Here is a 24,344-nt window from a genome sequence, read left to right as displayed (position 1 = left end):
AGACCGTCCGGGCGTCTGCGCTTGCCCGGGCCATCAGGGACAAAACTGCAGCGCAAAGGGCCGGCCACAACCTCAAGGTGACGCGAAGGAAAATCGAAATCCTATCGTAAAAGCGCAGTATCGTTAACCGATAAAAAATCTATCTGACGTTGAAACTGTGACAAATCGCATCACTGGCATCCGGCCGGGGACCGCCCGCAGGATGCCTCTCCGCTGGAGGGTAAATTGAAAATTCTGAGATCCATGAAACTCGCCCACAAGCTGCCGCTGCTGATCGTCAGCATTGCGCTGGTGCTCACGGCCGTGCTGATTGCCGTCAGCACCAGCAACTTCCGGCGCGGCGTGCTCCAGAACAGCGAATTGTTCATGCGGTCGCTGGTGGAGGACCGGGAGCTGGCTCTGCAATCCTATTTCGAAGGAATCGAAGCCGCCATTCTGACCATCGCATCGGTCCCCTCCACGGCCGGCTCAATGAAGGATCTGACCGCGACCTGGGCCACCAGAAGCGGCGAAGGCCAGGCTGAGGTGCAGAATCTGTCGATGTTTGCGTCCGTCGCGTCGCCCTATGAAATTCACTTCAAGCGCACCCATTCCGCCTTTCAGAAAGTGATGGAGCGAATGGGCTTTTACGACATCTTCCTGATTAACGCGGCCGGGGACGTGGTGTTTTCGGTCACCAAGGAAAGCGATTACGCCACCAACATGGTGTCCGGCCCCTTCCGCGAGACGGGACTGGCCAATGCGTTCCGGATGGCGGAGGCAGGGGAGCCTGGGAGGGTCTATTTTTCTGATATCGAAGCATACGATCCCAGTGCTGGCGCCCCGGCCGCCTTTGCCGCGACCCGGGTCGAGGATGACGCCGGCCGGTTCGCGGGGGTGTTTGCCCTGCAAGTGGCCATCGACGAGATCGCCATGATCACCACCAACTTCGGCGGCGCGCTGGAAACCCTGGATGTGTACCTGATCGGCGGCGACTTTAAGGCCCGCACCAAATCGCGCCTCGAAGGCCGCCACGGCGTGCTGGAAGAACTGCCGAACCTGCCCTACATCGAGACCGCCTTCGCCGGCAGCAGCTCCGGGGACAGCGCGTCAGATGCGGAGGAGGAGCGGTCTGTCTCGTTCCACCCCGCTGTGCAAAAACCGGACGGCCGCACGGTTGCAGCCGTCACCGGGCCTTTCAGATACCGAGACCTGAACTGGGCGATCGTTGCCGAGCTGGACCGGGAGGAAATCCTGGCGCCTGCGGTCCGCCAGCGCCAGATCATGCTGCTGATCTCCTTGGCCTGTGCTGCGGCTGTCTCCTTCCTCGGCTGGCTGTTTGCGCGGTCGATTACCCGTCCGATCGACAAGATCTGCACCCGTATGGAGGCTGTTGCCTCAGGCGATCTGGACACCAGCATCGAAGCTGCCGCACGCAACGACGAAATCGGCAAGATCGGCAAGACGCTGGTGTCGATGCAGGCCGACCTGAAGCAGGCGCGCATCGCCGAAGAGCGCCGCAACGAGCAGCAGCAGGAGCAGCAGTTCGTGGTTGAAAGCCTGAGCGCCGGCCTCGTGCGGCTGTCCGCAGGGGATTTTTCGCAGCCGATCACCGAGGCCTTTCCGAAGGATCACGAGCAGCTGCGCCACGACTACAACCTGACCCTGGAAACCCTGAAAGAAACTGTGCAGCAGGTGATCGAGGCGGCCCGCAGCATTCGCAACGGCGCCGAAGAGATCAGCCAGGCCTCCGATGACCTCTCGCACCGCACTGAGAGCCAGGCAGCCACCCTGGAAGAAACCGCAGCGGCGCTGGATGAGCTGACCGCGTCGGTCAAATCCGCCGCCGAGGGCGCCCGCAGTGTCGAAGCCACCATGGCAGAGGCGCGGGCCGAAGCCGAGGCCAGCGGCTCCGTGGTCGGCAACGCCGTGACCGCCATGACCGAGATCGAGCAGAGCTCGAACCACATCAGCCAGATCATCTCGGTGATCGATGACATCGCCTTCCAGACCAACTTGCTGGCCCTGAACGCAGGCGTCGAGGCGGCGCGGGCAGGTGAGGCCGGCAAAGGCTTTGCCGTGGTCGCAAGCGAAGTGCGGGCGCTGGCGCAGCGCTCCTCCGACGCGGCGATGGAAATCAAGACCCTGATCGGCGACAGCTCCAAACAGGTGGAGCGCGGAGTGGATCTGGTCGGCAAGGCCGGCGAGGCGCTGCAAAGCATCGTCGAACGGGTCACCCATATTTCGCAGCTGGTCTCCGGCATCGCCGAGGGCGCGGCCGAACAATCGACCGGGCTGGCCGAGATCAACACCGGCGTCACCCAGCTGGACCAGGTAACCCAGCAGAACGCGGCCATGGTGGAAGAGGCCACCGCGGCCGGCCACATGCTGCACACCGATTCAAACAAGCTGGCGGAACTTGTGTCGCATTTCACGATTGAGGGGCAGCATACCCCCCGCGCGGACCGTAAGAGACCGGAACCCGCCAGTGCGCACGCTGCTGCGGCGCCAAAGGACAGCTGGAGCGATGACCCCAGCCTGCCTGCAGATGGTGCCGGCCAAACCCTGGCAACGGGCACCGGCGGAGCGGGGAAATGGGAAGATTTCTAAGCCTGGCGGGCGCACAGCCCGCGGCACCGCCCGCCTCGGTCAGGCAAGCCTGAGACAGCGGTTTTGAAACCAGAGGCCGGACCGCAGTTCCGGCCTCTGGTCCAGCCATAATTCCCCGGCTGAACGGGCGGGCAGAACTGGTGCTGCGGACCGGATACCGCAGCTCTCCTGCTGCCCTTCATGGCGTTGCGCAACCGCAAAGCCTTGCCGTGCAGCACTGCCCCTGGACGCGCCGCGCACGCTTCCTGGCAAGGCCGCGGCAGCGGGCTTTCATGCCGCTGCCGCCGCGCGCTGCGGCCTCAGTTCCGGGCCACAGAACGTCTGCGCGTAGCCGGGATCACCCTGCCGCCCGGATCTTTGAGGCGCTGTAACGGCCCCGCTCAGAACAGGCCAGGCAGCTCAACCTGCAAATAATTTTCGCAAAATTCCCTGCTTCTTCCCCCGCCGGCCGGTTGCGCGGCCTCCCGAAACGCAACGGGTCCGCAAATATCATTTGGCAAACGTGTCCTTAACGTAAAATCCCGGCAACAGCCCCCTGCACTCAGTTTTCCTTAATCAAATGCCTCAAGATAATAAATCCATACGTGAAAATAAGCGAATATAATACCGCCTAGAGTGTGAAGCCCCGGGCAGCCGCTCCGGGTGCAGCTTAGTATTAAAAGGTATCAGGATGAGAAATACTCCGTTTTCCAGCAAGGGCGCCCCGCCGGTTCTGCAGCCCGTCAATCTGAACATTCTCTCTGTCGATGACGATGAGATTGACAGGCTGCGCCTGAGCAAACTGTGCCGCAAGGCCGGGATGACTGCAGAATTCCACGAGGCCGCGACCCTGGACGAAATGCGCCAGCAGCTGGACGCGGAGCAATTTGATCTGGTGTTCCTGGACCACAACCTGGGCATGGACACGGGACTGGACGCGCTGCGGCTGCTGGTGTCGCATGAAGACCAAGTGCAGGCGGTTCCCATCATGCTGACGAGCGCGACGAATTACCATATCGCCGTCGAGGCCATGCGCCGCGGGTGCGCGGATTACATTGTCAAGGATGAGCTGACCACGGATTCCCTGATGAAATCCATCGCCTCAGCGCTTGAGCGGCGGGCGCTTTACGGGCAGCTGTCGAGCGCACGGGCCTCGGAGAAGGAGCTGAGGCGGATTTTCCAGCGGTTCATTGTCGGCTGCGGGCCCGATCTCCGGCTGCTTCTGAGCCGGACGCTTGCCGGGGTGCGCGTGATCAAGTCGCAGGCGCGTCAGGATGACAGCGTGCCCCCCGCGATGCTGTCTGATGTCTCGCTGCTGGAACGCAGCTGCAAGGACCTGGTTGTGTTCATGGATGATCTGGACAGCGTGATCGACGACACCCGGGAATTCGCCGCCAAGGCTTCGCCCAACTTGCTGCAGTAACAGCCAGCCGCAGGTGCGGGCGGGCCCGGAGATCCAGAGCAAATCCTTCCCGAGAGGCTCGAAACCTCCCGCCCCGCCAAAGGCCAAAGGCCTTCACAGCGGACTGCGGCACGGAACTGCCCTGTGCAGGAACAGCGAAAGACGGCCGGATTGCGCTTCAGTCCGGCTGGCCAGCGGACCCCGCCTCCGCCTCTCCCGGCCGCTGGCCGCCCCGCAACAAGGAACATGCAGCATGGCCGTCAACAGCGCCCCCGCCAGCCGCCCTGCCCTGAACATTGTGCTTGTCGAGGACGATGACGGCGATGCCAAGGCCCTGCACCGCGCGTTTGACCGGGCCAGGATCGCCAACCCGATCCAGCGGTTCACCGATGGTGTCGAAGCATTGGCGTTTCTGCGCGGCGAAATGAGCCAGGTGCCGCCGCCCAATTTTGTGGTGCTGAGCGACATCAATATGCCGCGCAAGAATGGCCTCGAACTGCTGGAGGAAATCCGCGCCGATCCAGTGCTGCGCAAGGTCCTGTTTATTGTGCTGACGACGTCCGAGGACGAAAGGGATATTTCCGCAGCTTACGCCAATAACGTGGCCGGCTACATTCTCAAGTCCAATGCCGGAGACATGTTTGTCGATCTGATGGCCACGCTCGACCACTACTGGCGCATTGTTGAACTGCCCGAAATTCACATCACAAAGGTGTCCGATGACGGTTCTCAATATCCTGATCATTGACGATGACGCTGGCGACCGGAAACTGGTGCGCAGGCTTTTGCTGCAAATGCACCCGGACGCCAAGGTTGCCGAGGCGGACTGCGGGCAAAGCGCCCTGTCTCAGGCCGGCCTCCCGGTGGATGTGATCCTGCTGGACTACCTTCTGCCGGACGGCACCGGACTGGACCTTATCGCGCAGCTGACGGCGACCTGGCCGCGGGCGGTTTTGTTCATGACCACCGGCCAGGGGGACGAGGAAATCGCCAAGAGCGTCATTCTGGCCGGCGCCAGTGATTACATTCCCAAATCCGCGATCACTGCCGAGGCCCTCCAGCGAATGGTTTCGAACGGCCTGAAGGTCGCTGAAATGCGCTGGCGGATCCAGGAGCAGCAGAATGAGCTGCGGCTGTTTTCCGATGTGCTGGTGCATGACATGCGGGCGCCGCTGCGCGCCATCAAGTTTCTCAGCGACCAGATACAAGAAGACTATGACAACGGTGAATTTGACGAGGTCACCCGGCAGCTGGGCCTGATGAAGAAGTCGGTCCGCAAAACCTCTGACCTGATTGAACGGCTGGCAAGCCACATCAACCCGCACAGCAACGGGACCGCTGAGCATGTCACTGTCGACAGCCTGTTCGACAGCCTGCGCGCTGTCATGGCGCAGAATCTGGCGGCGTCCGGCGCCCGGATTGAATGGCTGTCCGGGGGGTTGGGCGTCTCGTGCTTTCCGCCGGACATCGTGCAGCTGCTGCAAAACCTGATCGGCAACGCCATCAAGTACAGCGGCGGCAAAACGCCTGAGATTACGGTGACGGCTGAACCCGCTGCCGGCGGCGTGATGATCTCGGTTGCGGATAACGGCATTGGCGTCCCGCCGGAGTACCGGGAGAAGATTTTCGAGCCCTTCAAGCGGCTGCAGCGCGGCAGCGACCAGCCCGGTACCGGCCTTGGACTGGCCACCTGCGCCAAAATCGCCAAGCGTCACAACGGGGCCATCTGGTGCGATCCCCACGCGGAGGCCGGCACGACGATCCGGTTTCTGGTCTGCCTCGGGAAATCCCAGGCGCAGAGACCGGCCTGACGGCGGCGCCCTTTCGGCAGGCGCTGCGGGCGGCCTGGCTTTTGGCGGCGGTCAGGTGCCTGCCTGCGCCGGGAAATGCGCCAGCAAGGAGGCTTTGGCCTCCAGAATATGCGCTCGGGTCAGGTCCGAGGCCAGCCGCGCATCGCCCGCCTCGCAAGCCTCCAGGATGGCAAGATGCTCCCGGCCTGCGCGCTCCATGCCGTTGCTCATCACCAACTGCGCCCGGATGTAGCGGTCGATCCGGTCCATCGCGCCGCTGGCCGCCTCGCGGAAGAAGGTCAGCCGGCTGGCGCTGTACAGCCCGTCATGGAAGGCCCGGTTCAGCACCCCCCATTCCATCGGATTTTTCGAGGCATCGAAGGCGGCGAAATCGGCACGGGCCCGGGCCAGCAGCTCTGGCGGCATCCGCGGCACCGCATCGCGGATGATCTCCGGCTCAAGCAGCGCGCGGAAATCAAAGATTTCGGCGGCCTCATCCGCCGACAGGCCGGCCACCACGGCGCCCTTGAACCGCTGGGTCCGGACCAGGCCGTGTTCTTCGAGCCGGTTGATCGCTTCGCGCACCGGCAGCCTGCTGGTCCTGAAATGGCGCGCGATCTCATCCTGGCGCAGCGGCTCCCCTTCCGCCAGCCGACCCTCGATGATGGCCTTGCGCAAGGCGTCGAACACCGCTGCCGAGGCCGAAGCCGATTTCGAGATATCCACAGGGTCCAGTTTCATGGCAGCGCGCCTCCTTTCCAGCAGGTGTAAGCGAAGCGGCTTGCCTGGAAAAGCGGCTTAACCGGCCATCGGGACAGCCAGCCCGGCGGGCGGCTTCCCCGTCACACTTCCAGCGAGACCCACAGCACCCTTGCGTCCTCCGCGCTGACCGACACGCAGCCATGGCCCATGCCGCTGTCGTAATAGACCGAGTCGCCCGGCCCCATGCGCAGCGGCCGGTAATGCTCGGTGTACAGGATCACCTCGCCGCTCAGCACGAACATGAACTCCTCCCCCTGATGGCGCACCCAATTGTCGAATTCGGTGACATCGCGCGCCTTGATGGTGCTGATGTAGGGGACCATGCGCTTGCTGGTCAGGTCGCTGCACAGCAGTTCATGGTCATAGGTGGTGGTTTCCTTGTGCTCCCCCTCGCCGGTGCGGGTAAAGTCCCGCCGCCCGGTAACGCCGCTTTGCCCGGACTGCAGGAACAGCTGCGGCGTTTCCAGTTCCAGCGTCTGCATCAGGCGGCGGATGATCTCGAAACTGGGCCGGGTCTGGTTGTTCTCGATCTTCGACAAGGTCGAGCGCCCGATGGCCGCGGCCTTGGCCGCTTCCTCCAGCGTCAGGCCCTTCTCCTTGCGGGCGTCGCGAATCATTTTCCCCAGGACTTCCCCGTCCGGAGCTTCCATCGCCTCGGGGCCCAGCCCTGTTTCTTCTGAGGGAATTGGTTCCATCTCTGCGAATTCTCCTGTTCCGCAAGCAGCTTAGCTTTGATGTATCCGCGGGTCAAAATTTCCGCATCAATACTTTTAGTTTGCAATAGGGAAAAAGTTTCCTATAGGAGACGCAACGTCGTATACGGCAGCGTACGTGCCGGTCTTGGACCGCATTTCGGAGGAGAAACCAAATGAGCGCTTACGATCTGATTGTGGTCGGGGCCGGTCCGGGCGGTTATGTCGCAGCGATCCGCGCGGCGCAGCTGGGCCTGAAGGTTGCTTGCGTCGAGGGCCGCGGCGCACTGGGCGGCACCTGTCTCAACGTCGGCTGCATCCCCTCCAAGGCGCTGCTGACCTCCTCCGCCAAATATGCAGAACTGTCCCATCTGGCCCAGCATGGCATCGCAGTTGAGGGCGCCAGCCTGGACCTGAGTGCGCTGATGGCCCGCAAGGACAAGATTGTCGGCGACCTGACCAAGGGCATCGCTTTCCTGTTCAAGAAGAACGGCGTCGACCACATTGAAGGCTGGGCCAGCCTCCCCGCCCCCGGCCAGGTGCAGGTGGGGGGCGACACCTACACCGCCAGCAACATTCTGATTGCCACCGGGTCGGAACCCAGCCCCCTCCCCGGTGTGGAGATCGACGAGGCGGATGTGCTGAGCAGCACCGGCGCGCTGGCACTGGACGCCGCGCCGGAGCATCTGGTGGTGATCGGCGCCGGCGTGATCGGGCTTGAGCTCGGTCAGGTCTGGTCCCGCCTCGGATCCAAGGTGACGGTGGTGGAATACCTCGACCGCATCCTGCCCGGCATCGACGGCGAGATTGCCAAGCTGTCCCAGCGCGCGCTGAGCAAGCGCGGCCTGAAATTCCAGCTGGGCCGTGCTCTGAAGAGCATTGAAAAGGGCGCAAACGGCCTGACGCTGACGCTGGACCGGGCCGGCAAGGGCACGGAAGAGCAGATCGAGGCGGACAAGGTGCTGATTGCCATCGGCCGCCGCCCTGTGACCCGCGGCCTGGGGCTGGAGGCGCTGGGAGTGTCCATCAATGCCCGCGGCTTCATCGAGGTGGATGAAACCTTCCAGACCTCTGTCCCGGGCATCTTTGCCATCGGCGACTGCGTGCCCGGCCCGATGCTGGCCCATAAGGCCGAGGAAGACGGGGTTGCCTGTGTCGAGATGCTGGCAGGCGAGCATGGCCATGTGGATTACAACACTGTTCCCGGCGTGGTCTACACCGACCCCGAAGTCGCCTCCGTCGGCCAGACCGAGGAAGCGCTGAAAGAGGCCGGCACCGAATACATCACCGGCAAGTTCGCCTTCATGGCCAACTCCCGCGCCCGCTCCACCGGCGAGACCGACGGTGCCGTTAAGGTGCTGGCGACGCCCGACGGCACGATCCTCGGCGCGCATATCTGCGGCGCCCACGGCGGCGATCTGATTGCCGAACTGGTGCTGGCGATGGCCAAAGGCGCCACGGTCGAGGACGTCGCCCGCACCTGCCACGCGCATCCGGCGATGGGCGAAGCGGTGAAAGAAGCCTGCCTTGACGCGCTTGGCCGCGCCATTCACGCCTGATCCGGAGAAAATTGTCAGATGACAATTCAGCTGCGCCCCCGCCACCCGGAAAAGGCCCACAAGGCCGACAGCGCCATCCCGCGCAAACCGAAATGGATCCGCAAGAAGAAGATCGAAAGCGCGGAATACTACGAGACCCGCAAGCTGATGCGGGAGCATGATCTGGCCACCGTCTGCGAAGAGGCCGCCTGCCCGAACATCGGCGAGTGCTGGTCCAAGCGCCACGCCACCATGATGATCATGGGCGAGGTCTGCACCCGCGGCTGCTCCTTCTGCAATGTAACCACCGGCAAGCCGGACACGCTGGACGCGTTTGAGCCGGGCCGGGTTGCGGCGGCTGTCAAGAAGCTGGGCCTGCGCCATGTGGTGATCACCTCCGTTGACCGGGACGATCTGGAAGACGGCGGCGCAGAGCACATTGCCCAGACCATCCGCGCCACCCGCCACCAGAACCCCGGCACCACCATCGAGGTGCTGACCCCGGATTTCCTGGGTAAGGGCGAAGCGGCGCAAGCAGTATTCGAGGCGGCGCCGGATGTGTTCAACCACAACCTGGAGACCGTGCCGCGGCTCTATCCCCGTGTGCGCCCCGGCGCGCGCTATTACACCTCGCTGCGGCTCTTGGACGACGCCAAGCGCGCCAATCCGCAGCTGTTCACCAAGTCCGGCATCATGGTCGGCCTGGGCGAGACACTGGAGGACGTGCGCCAGGTGATGGACGACCTGCGTGCAGCGGGCGTCGATTTCCTGACTGTGGGCCAGTATTTGCAGCCCACCCCCAAACACCACCCGATCGACCGCTTCTGGTCGCCGGAAGAATTCGAGCAGTTGGAACAGATCGCGCGCTCCAAGGGCTTTTTGCATGTGTCAGCGACACCGCTGACCCGCTCTTCGTTCCACGCGGATGAAGATTTTGCCGCCCTGAAAGAGGCCCGTCAGATGGCCTTGGCAAAGGGCAAATAACATTAACGCAAGCGGGAGGAGACCCATGGAAGCGTTAAATTCAATCGTAGGAGAAGTAAACGAAGTGGTTTGGGGGCCGATGATGCTGGTCCTCATTCTCGGCGTCGGCTTCTTCCTCCAGGTCGGCCTGAAATTCATGCCGATCCGGAAACTGGGCATGGGCTTTGGCCTGATGTTCAAGGGCCGTGAAGCAACCGGCGAAGGCCAGATCACCCCGTTCAACGCGCTGATGACCGCGCTGTCGGCCACCATCGGCACAGGGAACATTGCAGGCGTTGCCACTGCCGTGTTCCTCGGCGGCCCCGGCGCGCTGTTCTGGATGTGGATGACAGCATTGGTCGGCATGGCCACCAAGTATTCCGAAGCCGTCTGCGCCGTGAAATTCCGCGAGCGTGACGAAGAAGGCAACTATGTCGGCGGCCCGATGTACTACATCAAGAACGGCCTCGGCGCGAAATGGGCCTGGCTCGGCGTTGCCTTTGCCGTGTTCGGCTCCATCGCGGCCTTCGGCATCGGCAACGGTGTGCAGGCGAACGGCGTGGCACAGGTTCTGGAGACCAACTTCGGCTTCAACACCTCCATCACCGGCATCGTGCTGATGGTGCTGACCGGCGCCGTGATCCTGGGCGGCATCACCCGCATCGGCGCGGTGGCGGGCAAGCTGGTTCCGTTCATGGCGGTCAGCTACATCCTCGCCGGCCTGATCGTTCTGGCCGTCAACGCAGACGCCATCGGCACCGCCTTCAGCCTGGTGTTCACCCATGCCTTCACCCCCTCGGCAGCCGAAGGCGGCTTTGCCGGTGCGGCGGTCTGGGCGGCGATCCGCTTTGGTGTGGCGCGCGGCGTGTTCTCCAACGAAGCGGGCCTCGGCTCTGCCCCGATCGCGCACGCAGCGGCTGAGACCAAAGGTCCGGTCAACCAGGGCCTGATCGCCATGCTGGGCACCTTTATCGACACCATCATCGTCTGCTCGATCACCGGTCTGGCGATCATCGCTTCCGGCGCCTGGACCTCGGGTGAATCCGGTGCGGCGCTGACCTCGCTGGCGTTCGAAACCTCCCTGCCGGGCGTCGGCGGCTACCTGATCGCCATCGCGCTGTCGATCTTTGCCTTCACGACCATCCTCGGATGGTCCTATTATGGCGAGAAGTGCATGGAGTTCCTGTTCGGCGTGAAGGTCATGCTGCCCTACCGCATCCTGTGGATCATCGCGATCTACTTCGGGGCCACCGCCGACCTGGGCTTCATCTGGCTGCTGGCTGACACGCTGAACGCGATGATGGCCATCCCGAACCTGATCGCCCTGGCCCTGCTGAGCCCGATCGTCTTCAAGGTGACGAAAGAGTTCTTTGCCACCGGCGGCAAATCGGAAGAAGCCGGCCACGCTGCTGAGTAAGCTCTCCGGGAGGGCGCGTCCTGCGCCCTCCCCACACCCCGAAACCCTACAAATTCAAAGGCTGCACAGGATGACCGACGCACCCAAACGCACCCCGCTTTATGACCTGCACGTCGAGCTTGGCGGCAAAATGGTCGACTTCGCCGGCTGGGAAATGCCGGTCCAGTACCCCATGGGCATCATGGGCGAGCACAAGCAGTGCCGCGAGAAGGCAGCACTTTTTGACGTCTCCCACATGGGCCAGGTGATCCTGCGCGGTGAAAACGTAGGCGAGAAGCTGGAAACGCTCTGCCCGCAGGCCTATGCCGGCCTGAAGGAAGGCAAGGCGCGCTATGGCTTCTTCACCAATGAGAACGGCGGCATCATGGACGACCTGATCGTCTCCAACGCGGGCGATCATTACTTTGTCGTGGTCAACGCAGCGCTGCGCCATCAGGACATCCCGCATATGCAGGCCAACCTGGACGGCGTCGAAGTGACCGAAATCTTCGACCGCGCGCTGGTTGCCGTGCAGGGCCCCAAGGCCGAGGACGTTGTGGGCGAACTGTGCCCCGCCGCCCGTGATCTGAAGTTCATGGAAACCACCGTGGCGGAGATTGACGGCGCCGAATGCCGGATTTCGCGCCTGGGGTACACCGGCGAGGACGGCTACGAGATCTCGATCCCGGAAGCGGATGCCATCCGCATTTCCAAACTGTTCCTGGCCCATGACGACTGCGAACCCGCAGGCCTCGGTGCCCGCGACTCGCTCCGCCTGGAGGCCGGTCTCTGCCTTTATGGCAACGACATCGACCAGTCGACCTCGCCGATCGAGGCGTCGCTGTCCTGGGCGATCCAGAAGCGCCGCAAGGAAGAGGGCGGCTTCCCCGGTGCCGCGCGCATTCAGAAGGAGCTGGCCGAAGGCCCCGCCAAGAAACTGGTCGGCATCAAGCCCGAAGGCCGCGCCCCCGCCCGCCAGGGTGTGGAAGTTCAAAGCGAAGGCGGCGATACTCTCGGCACCATCACCTCGGGCAGCTTCGGCCCCACGGTCGGCGGCCCGGTTGCCATGGGCTATGTTGCGGCAGACCATGCCGCGCCGGGCACCAAGGTGAACCTCATCATCCGCGGCAAGGCGCAGCCGGCTGAAATCACCGCCCTGCCCTTCGTCACTCAGAACTACAAACGCTAAGACATCATCAGGAGAGTCAACATGGCCACCTATTATTCCGAAGACCACGAGTGGATCACCGTTGAAGGCGACACTGCAACTCTGGGCATTACCAAGCACGCCGCCGACCAGCTGGGCGAAGTTGTCTTTGTCGAGCAACGCGAAGCCGGCGACGAGTTCGAAAAAGGCGGCGAGATCGGCGTCATCGAGTCGGTGAAAGCCGCGTCGGAAATCTACGCGCCGCTGGACGGCGAAGTGATCGAGGTGAACGAAACCCTAGCCGACAACCCCGCCGCGCTGAACGAAAGCCCGGAAGGCGACGCCTGGATCTACAAGATCAAGATCTCCGACGCCTCTCAGCTGGACGATCTGATGGATCTGGACGGCTACAAGGCCCTGATCGGCTAAGCATCCCCTCCCCGCCGGAACCGTCCGGCGGGGTCCATTGCCCCAGACATTGCCCCAGACAAGGACCTCTGTAATGGCCTTCAAACTTACCGATTACGAAGCCTATGACTTCGCCAACCGGCGCCACATCGGCCCCTCGCCGCGCGAGATGGCCGACATGCTGCAGGTGATCGGCTTCAAAACCCTGGACGAGCTGATCGACGCCACCGTGCCGCCCGCCATCCGCCAGAAAGAGGCGCTGGACTGGGGCCCGGCAATGACCGAGCGCGATGCGCTTTTCCACATGAAGCAGGTGGCCTCCAAGAACAAGGTGCTGACCTCGCTGATCGGCCAGGGCTATTATGGCACCACCACCCCGGCGCCGATCCTGCGCAACATTCTGGAAAACCCGGCCTGGTACACCGCCTATACCCCCTATCAGCCGGAAATCTCCCAGGGCCGTCTTGAAGCGCTCTTGAACTTCCAGACCATGGTCAGCGACCTGACCGGCCTGGACATCGCCAACGCGTCACTGCTGGACGAAGCCACCGCCGCTGCCGAAGCGATGGCAATGGCGCACCGCGGCTCGCGCTCCAAGGCGAACAACGCGGCCTTCTTCGTCGACAAGAACTGCCACCCGCAGACCGTTGCCGTGATCCAGACCCGCGCCGAGCCCCTGGGCATCGACGTGGTGGTTGCCGATCCGGACGAGCTGGACCCGGGCGCGGTCTTCGGGGCGATCTTCCAGTATCCCGGCACCTACGGCCATGTGCGCGATTTCACATCGGAAATCGAAGCCATCCACGAGCACAAGGGCATCGCCGTTGTCGCCGCTGACATTCTGGCGCTGGCGCTGCTGAAGTCGCCCGGCGAGATGGGCGCGGATATTGCCATCGGCTCGACCCAGCGCTTTGGCGTTCCGATGGGCTATGGCGGCCCGCACGCTGCTTATATGGCGACCACCGACAAGCTGAAGCGCGCCATGCCGGGCCGCATCATCGGCGTGTCCGTCGATGCCCGCGGCAACAAGGCCTACCGCCTGGCGCTGCAGACCCGCGAACAGCACATCCGCCGCGAAAAGGCCAACTCCAACGTCTGTACCGCACAGGCGCTGCTGGCCGTCATCGCGTCGATGTACGCGGTCTACCACGGCCCCGACGGCATCAAGGCCATCGCCCAGTCGGTGCACCGCAAGACCTCCCGCCTGGCCGCGGGCCTGGAAGAGCACGGGTTCAAGGTGGAGCCGGAAGTGTTCTTTGACACCATCACCGTCGAGGTCGGCCCGCTGCAGAAAACTGTCATGGAAGCGGCCGTTGCCCGCGGTGTGAACCTGCGCAAGGTGGGCGAGGACCGCATCGGCATCTCGCTGGACGAGCAGACCCGCGCCGAGACCATCGAAGCGGTCTGGGGCGCCTTCGGCATCGGGAAGAAGGACGACAGCGTCAAGAACCGCGCCTACCGCCTGCCCGACTATGCGCTGCGGGAAAGCGAGTATCTGACCCACCCGATCTTCCACAAGAACCGGGCCGAGGCAGAGATCACCCGCTACATGCGCCGCCTGGCTGACCGCGATCTGGCGCTGGACCGTGCAATGATCCCGCTGGGCTCCTGCACTATGAAGCTGAACGCGACCATCGAAATGATCCCGGTCACCTGGCCGGAATTCGGCAACCTGCACCCCTTCTGCCCGGAAGACCAGGCGCAAGGCTACCACCAGATGATCGCCGATCTGAACGACAAGCTCTGCCAGATCACCGGCTATGACGCAATCTCCCAGCAGCCGAACTCCGGTGCGCAGGGCGAATACGCGGGCCTTCTGACCATCCGCAACTACCATGCGGCAAACGGCCAGGGCCACCGCAACGTCTGCCTGATCCCGACCTCCGCGCACGGCACCAACCCGGCCACCGCGCAGATGGTTGGCTATACGGTGGTGCCGATCAAGGCGGATGACAAAGGCAACATCGACGTCGCCGACTTCCGCGAAAAGGCGGAGAAGCACTCTGACCACCTCGCCGCCTGCATGATCACCTACCCGTCCACGCACGGCGTGTTTGAGACCACCGTGCAGGAGGTTTGCGGCATCACCCATGAGCACGGCGGCCAGGTGTACATCGACGGCGCCAACATGAACGCCATGGTCGGCCTGTCGCGTCCGGGTGACATCGGCGGCGACGTCAGCCACCTGAACCTGCACAAGACCTTCTGCATTCCGCACGGCGGCGGCGGCCCCGGCATGGGTCCGATCGGCGTCAAGGCGCATCTGGCAGAACACCTGCCGGGCCATCCGGAATACGGCACCGCCGTGGGTCCGGTCTCGGCGGCGCCGTTCGGCTCGCCGTCGATCCTGCCGGTCAGCTGGGCCTACTGCCTGCTGATGGGCGGCGCAGGCCTGACCCAGGCGACCCGGGTGGCGATCCTGAACGCCAACTACATCGCCGCGCGCCTGAAGGACGCCTACAAGATCCTCTACACCTCGGAAACGGGCCGCGTTGCGCATGAGTGCATCCTCGACACCCGCCCGCTGGCGGATGAGGGCAACGTCACCGTGGACGACATCGCCAAGCGTCTGGTCGACTCGGGCTTCCACGCCCCGACCATGTCCTGGCCGGTGGCGGGAACCCTGATGGTGGAGCCGACCGAATCCGAGCCCAAGGACGAGCTGGACCGCTTCTGCGACGCCATGCTGTCGATCCGGCAGGAGGCGCAGGACATCATCGACGGCAAGATCGACGCGCAGAACAACCCGCTCAAGCACGCGCCGCACACGGTGCGCGACCTGGTCGGCGAATGGGACCGTCCCTACAGCCGCGAACAGGCCTGCTTCCCGCCGGGCAACCTGGGCGTCGACAAGTACTGGCCGGTGGTGAACCGGGTGGACAACGCCTATGGCGACCGCCACCTGGTCTGCACCTGCCCGCCGATGTCGGAGTACGAAGAAAACGAGGCCTGATCCGTCAGGCCTCCCGCCCCGCCGGCCTGTCCGGCGGGGCACTCCTGCAGCGCCCGCCGCGCCGCATCCCCGCATGACCCGCTCAGAGGAGAGAATGATGTCCCGTCTCGAACCGCTGACCGTGCCAGCCTCCCGGCAAACCGCTGACAACGCGGCACAGACCCGCCTCCACGACGTCGAAATCATTCTGCCGCAGTCGGAGCCGCCTGCCGCGGCCCAGATGATTTGCGAGGTCTTCCGCGCCGCCAACGATCTGTTTCCCGACAGCGGCTACCGCACCGCCGTGCGCAACCTCAGCTCGCAGATGCGCGCGGTGCCCGCCGGCTGGAAGCCGCAGACAGTGATATTCCTCGGCGGCATCGCCAGCCGCTGGCCGCTGAATTCCGGCGAAAAGGCCAGCCTGCAGCGGATCTGCCGCCAGGCACAGCGCTGCCTGTTTGCCGGCAGTGCGGTTTTCCTGCTGCCAGAGACCGGCATCAACGCACCGGTGGAAAGCGCGGTGCACGCGAACTTTGCTGCCGCCGCAGAGGAAGAGCAGCTGGCCTGCGCCCCGGCAGGCACCCTGACCGCCAGCTCGGGCCGGATCAGCACCGCTGTCAGCAGTTTTGCCGCGCTGCGTGTGCTGGCCGCCTTTCTGCGCGCCGACCGCGGCCCCTTCATCGCCGATGCGGTGTGCGACTATCTGGGCCTTACCTTTGGGCCCGTGTCGGAGCAGTCCAAGGTGTCTTTGCAGCTGCGCCAGACAGCCGGCGGCGACGCGCTGATCGTCAAGATCCTCGATCTGATGCAGCAGAACCTCGAAGAGCCGCTGTTGATCCGGGATATTGCCCAGCAGGCCGGCGTCTCCCCGCGCAAGCTGGAGCGCCGCTTCCAGCAGAAGGCCCGCACCAGCCCGCTGGCCGCCTACCGCAAGCTGCGCATCGAAAAGGCCCGCCAGCTGCTGCTGCACACCACCCTGCCGCTGGCCGAGATCGTCGCCGCCACCGGCTTTGGCTCCCGCAGCAGCCTGACGGAATGGTTCAAGCGCGAGTACAAGACCAGCCCGCAGGCGTTCCGGAAGCAGTATTATGCGGACCGCCACCCTGCGGGGTCCATGGCCTGACAGCATCCGGTGCCGGACAGGAAAAAGGCGGCCCTGGGGCCGCCTTTCTTGTGTTCTTGCGGGGTCAATCGCCTGCGCCGCCGCCCTCGCTGCCGCCGGACAGGGCGTTCGGATCGAAGACGTTGCCGAAGCCGGAAGAATTGCCCTGCGGTTCCTGCTCCGCTTCAGGCTCGGCCTCGCTGTTGCCCGACAGGTTTCCGGGGGCGAAGGCACCGCCGAAGCCGCTGCTGCTGCCGGACGGCGCGGCGGGGGCCGGAACGGCCTCGCCCTGCTGGTCCAGCTGCTCCTGACGGCGCAACTCGCGCTGGCGGAGCAGTTCCTGGATGCGCTGTTCGGCCTCCAGCCGCTTCTGCTCCTGCACATCGGCGATGCACTGGGCCGGGCTGTAGAGCGCCGCGGTGCCCGCCACCGCCACCGTGGCGCAGGCCACCGCGACCAGCGCCGCCGCCGCCCAGTTGGAACGGAAGAACCCGGGCAGTTGCAGCCTGCCGCTTTCCAGCTCTGCCACCGTGGCCTTCTGGCGCGCCGCCGCCACCAGTTCCTTGCGGCGCAGGCTGGCCTCGTTGGCGAGTGCTGCGATCACCGTCAGCACCACGATGATGAAGGCCAGCGCCGAAATCGCGGGGGTGATGCCGTAACGCACCTTCTGCGCCAGCTCGATGGTCAGCGTCGGGTATTCGCCGAAGGTGAAGGTGGTGGTGTTGTAGTTCTCAAAGCTCGCCAAGAAGGCCAGCACCGCAGCGCTCGCAATCGCGGGGCGCATGAACGGCAGCAGCACCTTGCGGAAGGCCTGAGCGTGCGTCGCGCCGAGGTCCAGCGCCGCCTCGGTCAGCGCCACGTCATAGCGCTGCAGCCGCGCCACCAGCACCAGCATGCAGTAGCTGGCGATGAAGGTGGACTGGCCGATGATGGTCAGGAACAGCCCGTTGGAGAGCCAGCTGTCCGCCCCCAGCCCCAGCATCCGGTTGATCCGGTCCCAGAACACCAGGGTCGAGATCCCCAAGACCACGCCGGGGATGAGGATCGGCGCGATGATGATGGTGTAATAGGTGGCGCGCAAGCGGGGCCAGATCTGGGTCAGCATCAGCGCCCCCGCCAGCCCCATCGCGACTGACAAGGCCACCGTGCCCGCCCCCACCAGGATCGAGTTCCAGATGCCGTTCAGGATCCGCTCGTCGCGGAACAAGGCCCCGAACCACTCGAACGTCAGGCATTCCCAGGGCGTCATCCGCGGGAAGGCGGGTGAGTTAAAGGCGGTGGCCGACATGATCACCAAGGGGCCCAGCAGATAGGCAAAGAACACCCCCAGATAGATCCAGAGGCTGAGGCGCATAAAGGTGAACCGCTTCATTTGCCGATATCCCCCATGTTCACCTTGAACAGGCGCATGACGGCCAGAACAAGCAGGATACAGGTGACCAGCAGCACCACCGCATAAGCCGCGCCCTGCGGCCAGTCGGAGTTGTCATTGAACTGCTGATAGATCAGCTGGGTGAACCACAGGGAGGACGGCCCGCCCAGGATCTGCGGCGCCGCCAGCGCGCCGGCCGACAGCATGAACACCATGGTGCAGCCGGAGGAGATGCCGGGCTTGGCATAGGGAATGACCACCCGCTGGTGGATCTTGGCCCAGCTCGCGCCCATGTCGCGCGCCGCCTCGATCTGGTTGCGGTCGAGGCTTTCGATCACATTGTAGATCGGGAAGATCATCAAGAGGATGTAGGCGTATCCCAGACCCGCATAGAGCGCGATGTCATTGCGGATGAAATCGAAGGGGGTGTCGAAAATCCCCAATCCCACCAGCATGTTGTTCAGCACCCCGGTCTCGCCGAAGATGATGCGCAGCGCAAAGGCGCGCAGGATCTCGTTGATCCAGTAGGGGATGATCAGCATCAGCGCGAAGATGCGGATGTGGTTGCCTTTGGTCTGGGCCAGATAATAGGCGATCGGGTAGCACAGGATCAGGTTGAAGACAGTGACGCAGACCGCCGCCACCAGGGTGCGGAAGAACACCCTGAGGTCGACCGCGTTGTACTCCTGGCTGCCGCCTTCGGGGCCGTAGATCAGGTATTTGTAATTCTCCAGCGTGTAGACGTCCCTGGGCCCGCCGATCTCCGGCGGCGGCAGGTTGGGGCGGAACGAGAAGTCGAGCATCGACAGCTGCGGCAGGATGATGAGGCCGATGGTCCAGAACAGGACCAGCCCCAGCATCAGGCTGCCCATGCCGGTGCCGTTGCGTTTGAAGAACTCCCTCAGGAAGCTTGGCATGGTTTGGCCCCCCTCATTCCGCGGCCAGTTCACCGGCTGGCACGATGACGGCGTTCTTCGTCTCGTATTCCAGGGTGATGTTCTGGCCGGTGTGATCCTCGAACGACTGCCCGAGGTTGGGGATCGAGACCTTCAGCTCCTTGCCGCCGTCGCCTTCCATGAAGATGTTGAAAGCGTTGCCCTCGAACTCCTCGTGATTGACCTTGGCGGTCACAAAATGCGTGCCGGTGGCTCCTTTGGGTGCCAAAGCAAAGGCTTCGGGGCGGATGAACATCATTGCGGCGTCGCCTTCCTTCATCCGGCCCTGGTTGGCGCTGGATATCCGCGCCACCAGATCGCCCGACCGGTTGGTCTGGATCAGCGCCTCATTGCCCATGACACGCTTGACCTTGCCGCGGAACACGTTGTTTTCGCCCACGAAAGACGCGGCAAAGGCGGTGGCGGGATCGTTGTAGATGGCCTTGCCGTCGCCGATCTGGTCAATGACGCCGGCCCGCATCACCGCGATGTTGTCGGACATGGTCAGCGCCTCGCCCTGGTCGTGGGTGATGTAGATGAAGGTGATGCCGACCCGCTGCTGGATTTCCCGCAGTTCGGTGCGCATGTGCTGGCGCAGCTTCAGGTCCAGCGCCGACAGCGGCTCATCCAGCAGCAGCACGTCAGGTTCTGCGCACAGCGCGCGGGCAATCGCCACCCGCTGGCGCTGGCCGCCCGACAGCTCCGACGGCAGCTTGCCGCCCTGGCCGGGCAGCGCGATCATGTCCAAAAGCTCGTCCGCGCGCTTGCGCCGCTCGCGCGCCGAGGCGCCCTTGATCTCCATTGAGAAGGTGATGTTCTCCCAGACCTTCATCAGCGGAAACAGCGCCAGGTTCTGGAAGATCAGCGCGGTGGGGCGCTTGTTCGGCCCGATCCCCTTCATGTCGTTGCCGCCGATCAGCACCCGGCCGCCGCTTGGCTCCAGGAAGCCCGAGACCGCGCGCAGGATGGTGGTCTTGCCGCAGCCCGACGGCCCCAGGAAGGAAAAGAAATCCCCCCCGTTGATGGTCACATTGGCATCGCGCACGGCAACAAAGTCACCGAAGCGGATCCACAAGTTCTCGAGATCAACACCGACCCCTGCACTCATTTGGCTTCTCCCTAAGATGCAGACCTCCATTCCGGTGGCATGCCACCGGCCCCGCAAGAGCTGCTATCCGTATCTGTTCGTATGTGTTGGCGCCGCAAAATGTGCGGCTGGCCCCAGAGCGTGCCCCGAGGCCAGGCTGTTCAAGCGCGCGGGTCAGGCGCTCTTGAACTTGTTGACGAATTCGGTGCGCACGTCGGCGTACCAGGGCGCCTCGGCCGGCCAGGGGTTCAGATTGGCCAGGCTGTCGCCCGGATAGGCCTCTGCGAAGTTCTTCTTGTAGATGTCGCCGGAGAAGCCGTCGGCACCCAGCACCGGCGAGTTGTAGCCGTGGCTGTCGATCGCCTTGCCCGCGGGCTCCTGCTGGAAGGCATAGTCGATGAAGGCATAGACCTGCTCCTCGTTCTGGGCGCCGACCGGCATCGACATGCCGTCGACCCAGGCCATCGCACCTTCGACGGGCGCCTGGTAATGCACCGGCTCGCCTGCGGATTTCAGCGCCAGCGGCGGGCCGTCCCAGGTCTGGCCGACCACCACACCTTCGTTCAGAAGACCGTTCTTCTGGGTGTCGGCGTCGTTCCAGATCAGCTTGATCCGATCCTTGCGCGCCACGCACCAGTCGGTGACCTGGCCCCAGACCTTGCGCATGGTTTCCTCGTCGTCATAGGCGGCCCAGATCGAGCCCGGCTCCATCTCGCCCGAGGCTTCCATGTAAAGCCCTGCGCCCAGCATCATCGAATGCGCCCGGCCCATGGTCTTGCCCGCGTTCTCCTCGCTCCAGACGTCGCCGTAAGACGGCGCATCGCCCGCGGGCAGCCATTTGTCGGTGCGGTAGGCAATGCCCTCGGTGCCCCAGATATGCGGCAGCCAGTGGACGCCTTCACCGCCGAAGTTCCAGGCATCGGTGCCGATCTTGGCCATCGCCGGGTTCACCGCGTCGATGTTGACCTTGCTCATGTCGAAGGGCTTCAAAAGCTCCAGCGGCCCCCACTGCAGCGAGCGGTTGTTGGTGGGCGAGACGATATCGAAGCCCTGCCCCTTGGTGGCCTTCATCTTGTTGATGATTTCCTCGTTGGAGCCGATGCCGGTGTAATTCACCTTGATGCCGGTCTTGGCCTCAAAGCCGGAAAGGAACTCCGGCGGCAGGTAGTCCGACCACATCAGGATGTTCACTTCGCCCGACGACGCCAGCGCGCTTTTCGAATAAAGCGGCGCCGCCAGGGCCGCAGCCCCCGCAGCTTTCAGCACAGAACGCCGCGAAACAGTCGACTTTACTGTCATTTGATCAATTCTCCCTTTGGACTGGTATTTGTTATTTTTGTTTTGTTGAACGGTGAAACCTTGCGGAGGCTTGCATCGCCCCGACAGTGACAGTTTGGAAAAACGATAAGGCCAGATTGCCCGCAAAGTTTCCCGGCATGACGCCAGTTTCGGCACAGTTTGAAGCCATCTGCGACATTTCCATTGGATGAGCCTCCACTGCTGCCCCGGCAGTGTGCGTTTGTGCGGGGCGGGCCGTCAACGGCCATGTGCGTTTCCCGCCGCACCCGGTTGGGCGGATGATACGGGCTTCCCTGGGATTGCCGCCGCTTGCGGCGGCCAGTGACCGGCCCGTTTCTTTCACATCCTGCAAGCAAGCTTTCGAATTTCTGCGAAACTGGGCCGCCTGCATTGCCGCCGCGCGCGTCTGGGCGCTTAGTCGGTAGAGGGTAAACCGGAGGCTCCTTGTCATGAAATCACGCACCAAGGTTGTGGTGATCGGCGGCGGCATCGCCGGTTGCTCCACTCTGTACCACCTCACCCAGGAAGGCTGGAGCGACGCCGTGCTGGTCGAACGCAACGAGCTGACCAGCGGCACCACCTGGCATTCGGCGGCGCAGGTGACGAACTTTGGCACCAACCAGACCATGATCGGGCTCAAGTCCCGCTCCATCAGCCTCTACAAGGAGCTGTCCGAAGACCCGGATTACCCGATCAACTACCACCACGGCGACGGCGGCATACGGCTGGCCAATACCGAGGCGCAGATGCAGGGGTACCGGCATTTCGCCTCGATGGCGCGCGGCATGGATGTGCATTTCGAGATCATCAGCGCCGAGGAATGCGGCCGCCGCCACCCGCTGATCTCTACGGATAACCTGGTGGGCGGCCTGTGGGACCCGCTGGATGGCGACATCGACCCGGCGCAGCTGTGCCAGGCGCTGGCGCGGCGCGCCCGCAAGGCCGGCGCCGAGGTCTACCGCAACACGCCAGTGACCGCGCTGACCCAGCATAAGGACAACACCTGGACCGTGCACACCGAACACGGCGATATCGACTGCGATATTGTGGTGAATGCCTGCGGCTACCGGGTGAACGAGGTCGGCGCGATGATGGGGGTGCATCACCCGGTCGCCTCGATGGAGCATCAGTATTTCCTGACCGAGGACATCCCCGCCATCAAGGAGGCCGGCCGCCGGATGCCGCTGATCCGCTGCCCGATCTCCGACTACTACTGCCGCCAGGAAAAGAACGGGCTGCTGATCGGCTTTTATGAGCAGGACTGCAAGACCTGGGGCATGGACGGCATCGACCCGGATTTCGTCAACGCTCTCTGCCCTGACGATCTGGAGCGGGTGATGGACGTGCTGGAGGGCGCGTTTGACCGGATGCCCGCGCTGCGCGAAACCGGTATCCGCGCGATCGTCAATGGGCCGATAACCTATACCATCGACGGCGCGCCGCTGATCGGCCCGGTCCCGGGCAAGCGCAACGCCTTCTGCGCCATCGGATTGCGGGCCGGGCTGGGGGAAGGCGGCGGCCATGGCTGGCTGCTGGCGCAGATGATCGTGCACGGGGAGGCCTGTTACGATACCTGGTGCCTGGACCCCCGCCGCTTTGCCGCCCACGCCAATGCAGAGCTGACCGCGCTGAAAGCCGTGGAAGACTACCAGAACGAGTTCCGCTTTCATTTTCCGCATGAGCACCGCGAGGCGGGCCGCCCGGCCAAGACCACACCGCTGACGCCGGTGCTGGCCGCCGAAGGCGCGGAGTTCACCGTGGTGAACGGCTGGGAGCGGGTGGATTACATCAAACCCTCCCCGGGTTTTCACCCCTCGCTGACCTTCAATTTCGACGAAGCTTTCGATGTTGTCGCCGCCGAAATAAAGAACCTGCAGGAAAACGCGGGCCTCTGCGAGGTCAGCGGCTTCAATCGGATCGAGATCACCGGCGCGGACCGCCACAGTTTCCTGGACCGGATGTTCTGCGGCACGGTCACCCGCCGTGCGGGCCGCGTCGGGCTTGGCTACCTTCTGAACTGTCACGGCATGGTCAAGGGCGAGGCCACGGTGGCGAACCTGCCTGCCTCTGACCGCGGGCCGGAGCGGGTCTGGTACGGCTCTGCCGCTGCCAGCGAGCTCCACGACATGGACTGGCTGAGCCAGCACATCGGCACGGGCGAAGATGTGCAGCTGCGCTCCCTCACCAATGACCAGACCATCCTGGTTCTGGCAGGACCCCGGGCGCGGGATGTGCTTTCTGCCTGTGCCCGGGGCGGCTGGTCGCGCGCGGCCTTCCCCTGGCTGTCGGTGCGCGAATGCTTCATCGGCATCGCTCCGGCGACGGTGATGGGTGTCAGCTTCTCAGGTGAGCTGGCTTATGAAATCCACGTGCCGAACGCCTCCCTTTATGCTGCCTATCTGGCGCTGCGGAAGGCCGGGGAGGCTTTCGGGCTGAAGCTGTTCGGCGCCCGCGCGGTGGAGTCGATGCGGATGGAGAAAGGGTTCCTGCACTGGAAGACGGATCTGACCACCGAATACGACCCGTATGAGACCGGGCTGGGCCGTTTCGTGAAGCTGGGTAAAGGCGGGTTCATTGGCCGCCAGGCGCTGTTGAAGCGCCGGGCCGCGGGGGCGCGCAAAAAGCTGGTCACGCTGCACGTCGGCACCACCCATGCCCCGGCCTGCAGCGGCGCCTCGCTGATGCAGGGCGACAAGGTCGCGGGCACCGTGACCTCGGGCGATTGGGGGCATCGGGTCGGCATGAACCTGGCCTATGCTTTTGTGGTGCCGGAACTGGCGGCTGAAGGCAGCACCATGCAGCTCGACCTCTGCGGAGATCTGGTCTCCGCCACTGTCATCGCGCCGTCGCCATACGATCCGGATTTTGACCGCCTCCGCATCTGATCCCTTGCTGGACCGCAAACGCCCGGGAACCTCCCCAGGCGTTTTCTTTGCGTCATCCAGCTTCAA

18 protein-coding genes are annotated in these 24,344 nt (G+C 63.9%); 12 read left to right on the top strand and 6 right to left on the bottom strand.

The features are described 5' to 3' along the window. Nucleotides 1–225: 225 nt before the first annotated feature. The 4 genes from R2C4_RS03640 to R2C4_RS03625 all read left to right on the top strand — a co-directional run bounded on the left by R2C4_RS03640 (nucleotide 226) and on the right by R2C4_RS03625 (nucleotide 5,781). The gene (locus R2C4_RS03640; protein ID WP_141889627.1) at nucleotides 226–2,589 is read left to right on the top strand and encodes a methyl-accepting chemotaxis protein; all 2,364 of its coding nucleotides are present in this window, start codon (nucleotides 226–228) and stop codon (nucleotides 2,587–2,589) included. A 670-nt stretch (nucleotides 2,590–3,259) separates the two neighbouring features. Continuing rightward, complete coding sequence (locus R2C4_RS03635) at nucleotides 3,260–3,991, top strand: response regulator (RefSeq protein ID WP_058287734.1); 732 nt, start codon at nucleotides 3,260–3,262, stop codon at nucleotides 3,989–3,991. A gap of 232 nt (nucleotides 3,992–4,223) precedes the next feature. Beyond that, complete coding sequence (locus R2C4_RS03630; RefSeq protein WP_141889626.1) at nucleotides 4,224–4,718, top strand: response regulator; 495 nt, start codon at nucleotides 4,224–4,226, stop codon at nucleotides 4,716–4,718. After that, nucleotides 4,690–5,781 carry a sensor histidine kinase gene (locus R2C4_RS03625; RefSeq protein WP_141889625.1) on the top strand — a complete coding sequence of 364 codons (1,092 nt, stop codon included), beginning with the start codon at nucleotides 4,690–4,692 and terminating at the stop codon, nucleotides 5,779–5,781. The genes R2C4_RS03630 and R2C4_RS03625 overlap by 29 nt, the downstream gene beginning before the upstream one ends. 51 nt (nucleotides 5,782–5,832) lie before the next feature. Here R2C4_RS03625 and R2C4_RS03620 read toward each other — a convergent pair whose 3' ends face one another. Together R2C4_RS03620 and R2C4_RS03615 are read right to left on the bottom strand one after the other, a co-directional pair. After that, nucleotides 5,833–6,501 (bottom strand): GntR family transcriptional regulator, encoded by a 669-nt coding sequence (locus R2C4_RS03620; RefSeq protein ID WP_141889624.1) that lies wholly within the window; start codon nucleotides 6,499–6,501, stop codon nucleotides 5,833–5,835. 101 nt (nucleotides 6,502–6,602) lie between these two features. Then, nucleotides 6,603–7,217, bottom strand: coding sequence for a helix-turn-helix domain-containing protein (locus R2C4_RS03615; protein WP_141889623.1), 615 nt, complete (start codon nucleotides 7,215–7,217; stop codon nucleotides 6,603–6,605). Nucleotides 7,218–7,390: 173 nt separating this feature from the next. Between R2C4_RS03615 and lpdA the strand changes: the two genes are divergently transcribed. The 7 genes from lpdA to R2C4_RS03575 all read left to right on the top strand — a co-directional run bounded on the left by lpdA (nucleotide 7,391) and on the right by R2C4_RS03575 (nucleotide 16,721). Beyond that, complete coding sequence (gene lpdA / locus R2C4_RS03610; RefSeq protein ID WP_141889622.1) at nucleotides 7,391–8,773, top strand: dihydrolipoyl dehydrogenase; 1,383 nt, start codon at nucleotides 7,391–7,393, stop codon at nucleotides 8,771–8,773. Between the two features lie 18 nt (nucleotides 8,774–8,791). Continuing rightward, nucleotides 8,792–9,736: a lipoyl synthase gene (lipA, locus tag R2C4_RS03605; RefSeq protein WP_141889621.1), complete on the top strand. Its 945-nt coding sequence runs from the start codon at nucleotides 8,792–8,794 to the stop codon at nucleotides 9,734–9,736. A gap of 25 nt (nucleotides 9,737–9,761) precedes the next feature. After that, nucleotides 9,762–11,132: an alanine/glycine:cation symporter family protein gene (locus R2C4_RS03600; protein ID WP_141889620.1), complete on the top strand. Its 1,371-nt coding sequence runs from the start codon at nucleotides 9,762–9,764 to the stop codon at nucleotides 11,130–11,132. 70 nt (nucleotides 11,133–11,202) lie between these two features. Continuing rightward, complete coding sequence (gcvT, locus tag R2C4_RS03595) at nucleotides 11,203–12,300, top strand: glycine cleavage system aminomethyltransferase GcvT (RefSeq protein ID WP_141889619.1); 1,098 nt, start codon at nucleotides 11,203–11,205, stop codon at nucleotides 12,298–12,300. Nucleotides 12,301–12,321: 21 nt separating this feature from the next. Further along, nucleotides 12,322–12,687, top strand: a complete 366-nt coding sequence (gene gcvH / locus R2C4_RS03590; protein WP_027236610.1) for a glycine cleavage system protein GcvH — start codon at nucleotides 12,322–12,324, stop codon at nucleotides 12,685–12,687. Between the two features lie 73 nt (nucleotides 12,688–12,760). Next, nucleotides 12,761–15,619: an aminomethyl-transferring glycine dehydrogenase gene (gene gcvP / locus R2C4_RS03585; RefSeq protein ID WP_141889618.1), complete on the top strand. Its 2,859-nt coding sequence runs from the start codon at nucleotides 12,761–12,763 to the stop codon at nucleotides 15,617–15,619. 97 nt (nucleotides 15,620–15,716) lie between these two features. Beyond that, complete coding sequence (locus R2C4_RS03575; protein WP_244270263.1) at nucleotides 15,717–16,721, top strand: helix-turn-helix domain-containing protein; 1,005 nt, start codon at nucleotides 15,717–15,719, stop codon at nucleotides 16,719–16,721. A gap of 64 nt (nucleotides 16,722–16,785) precedes the next feature. On the opposite strand, the gene R2C4_RS03570 is transcribed toward R2C4_RS03575, so the two are convergent. From R2C4_RS03570 to R2C4_RS03555, 4 genes are all read right to left on the bottom strand, one after another. Beyond that, entirely contained in the window at nucleotides 16,786–18,072 is a 1,287-nt protein-coding gene (locus R2C4_RS03570; RefSeq protein WP_141889617.1) for an ABC transporter permease, read from the bottom strand. Next, nucleotides 18,069–18,989 (bottom strand): ABC transporter permease, encoded by a 921-nt coding sequence (locus R2C4_RS03565; RefSeq protein WP_141889616.1) that lies wholly within the window; start codon nucleotides 18,987–18,989, stop codon nucleotides 18,069–18,071. Before R2C4_RS03565 ends, R2C4_RS03570 begins: the two co-directional genes overlap by 4 nt. 13 nt (nucleotides 18,990–19,002) lie before the next feature. Then, nucleotides 19,003–20,115 carry an ABC transporter ATP-binding protein gene (locus R2C4_RS03560; RefSeq protein ID WP_058287748.1) on the bottom strand — a complete coding sequence of 371 codons (1,113 nt, stop codon included), beginning with the start codon at nucleotides 20,113–20,115 and terminating at the stop codon, nucleotides 19,003–19,005. Between the two features lie 153 nt (nucleotides 20,116–20,268). Further along, nucleotides 20,269–21,393, bottom strand: a complete 1,125-nt coding sequence (locus tag R2C4_RS03555) for an extracellular solute-binding protein (RefSeq protein ID WP_058287749.1) — start codon at nucleotides 21,391–21,393, stop codon at nucleotides 20,269–20,271. Between the two features lie 449 nt (nucleotides 21,394–21,842). Here R2C4_RS03555 and R2C4_RS03550 point away from each other — a divergent pair, with 449 nt between their 5' ends. After that, on the top strand, nucleotides 21,843–24,278 hold the full coding sequence (locus tag R2C4_RS03550) for a GcvT family protein (protein ID WP_141889615.1): 2,436 nt from the start codon (nucleotides 21,843–21,845) through the stop codon (nucleotides 24,276–24,278). Nucleotides 24,279–24,344: the final 66 nt, after the last annotated feature.

Origin of the sequence: Leisingera aquaemixtae (genome assembly GCF_006740765.1) — a bacterium.
GTDB lineage: Bacteria > Pseudomonadota > Alphaproteobacteria > Rhodobacterales > Rhodobacteraceae > Leisingera > Leisingera aquaemixtae.
This window is presented reverse-complemented; position numbering and strand designations above follow the sequence as displayed.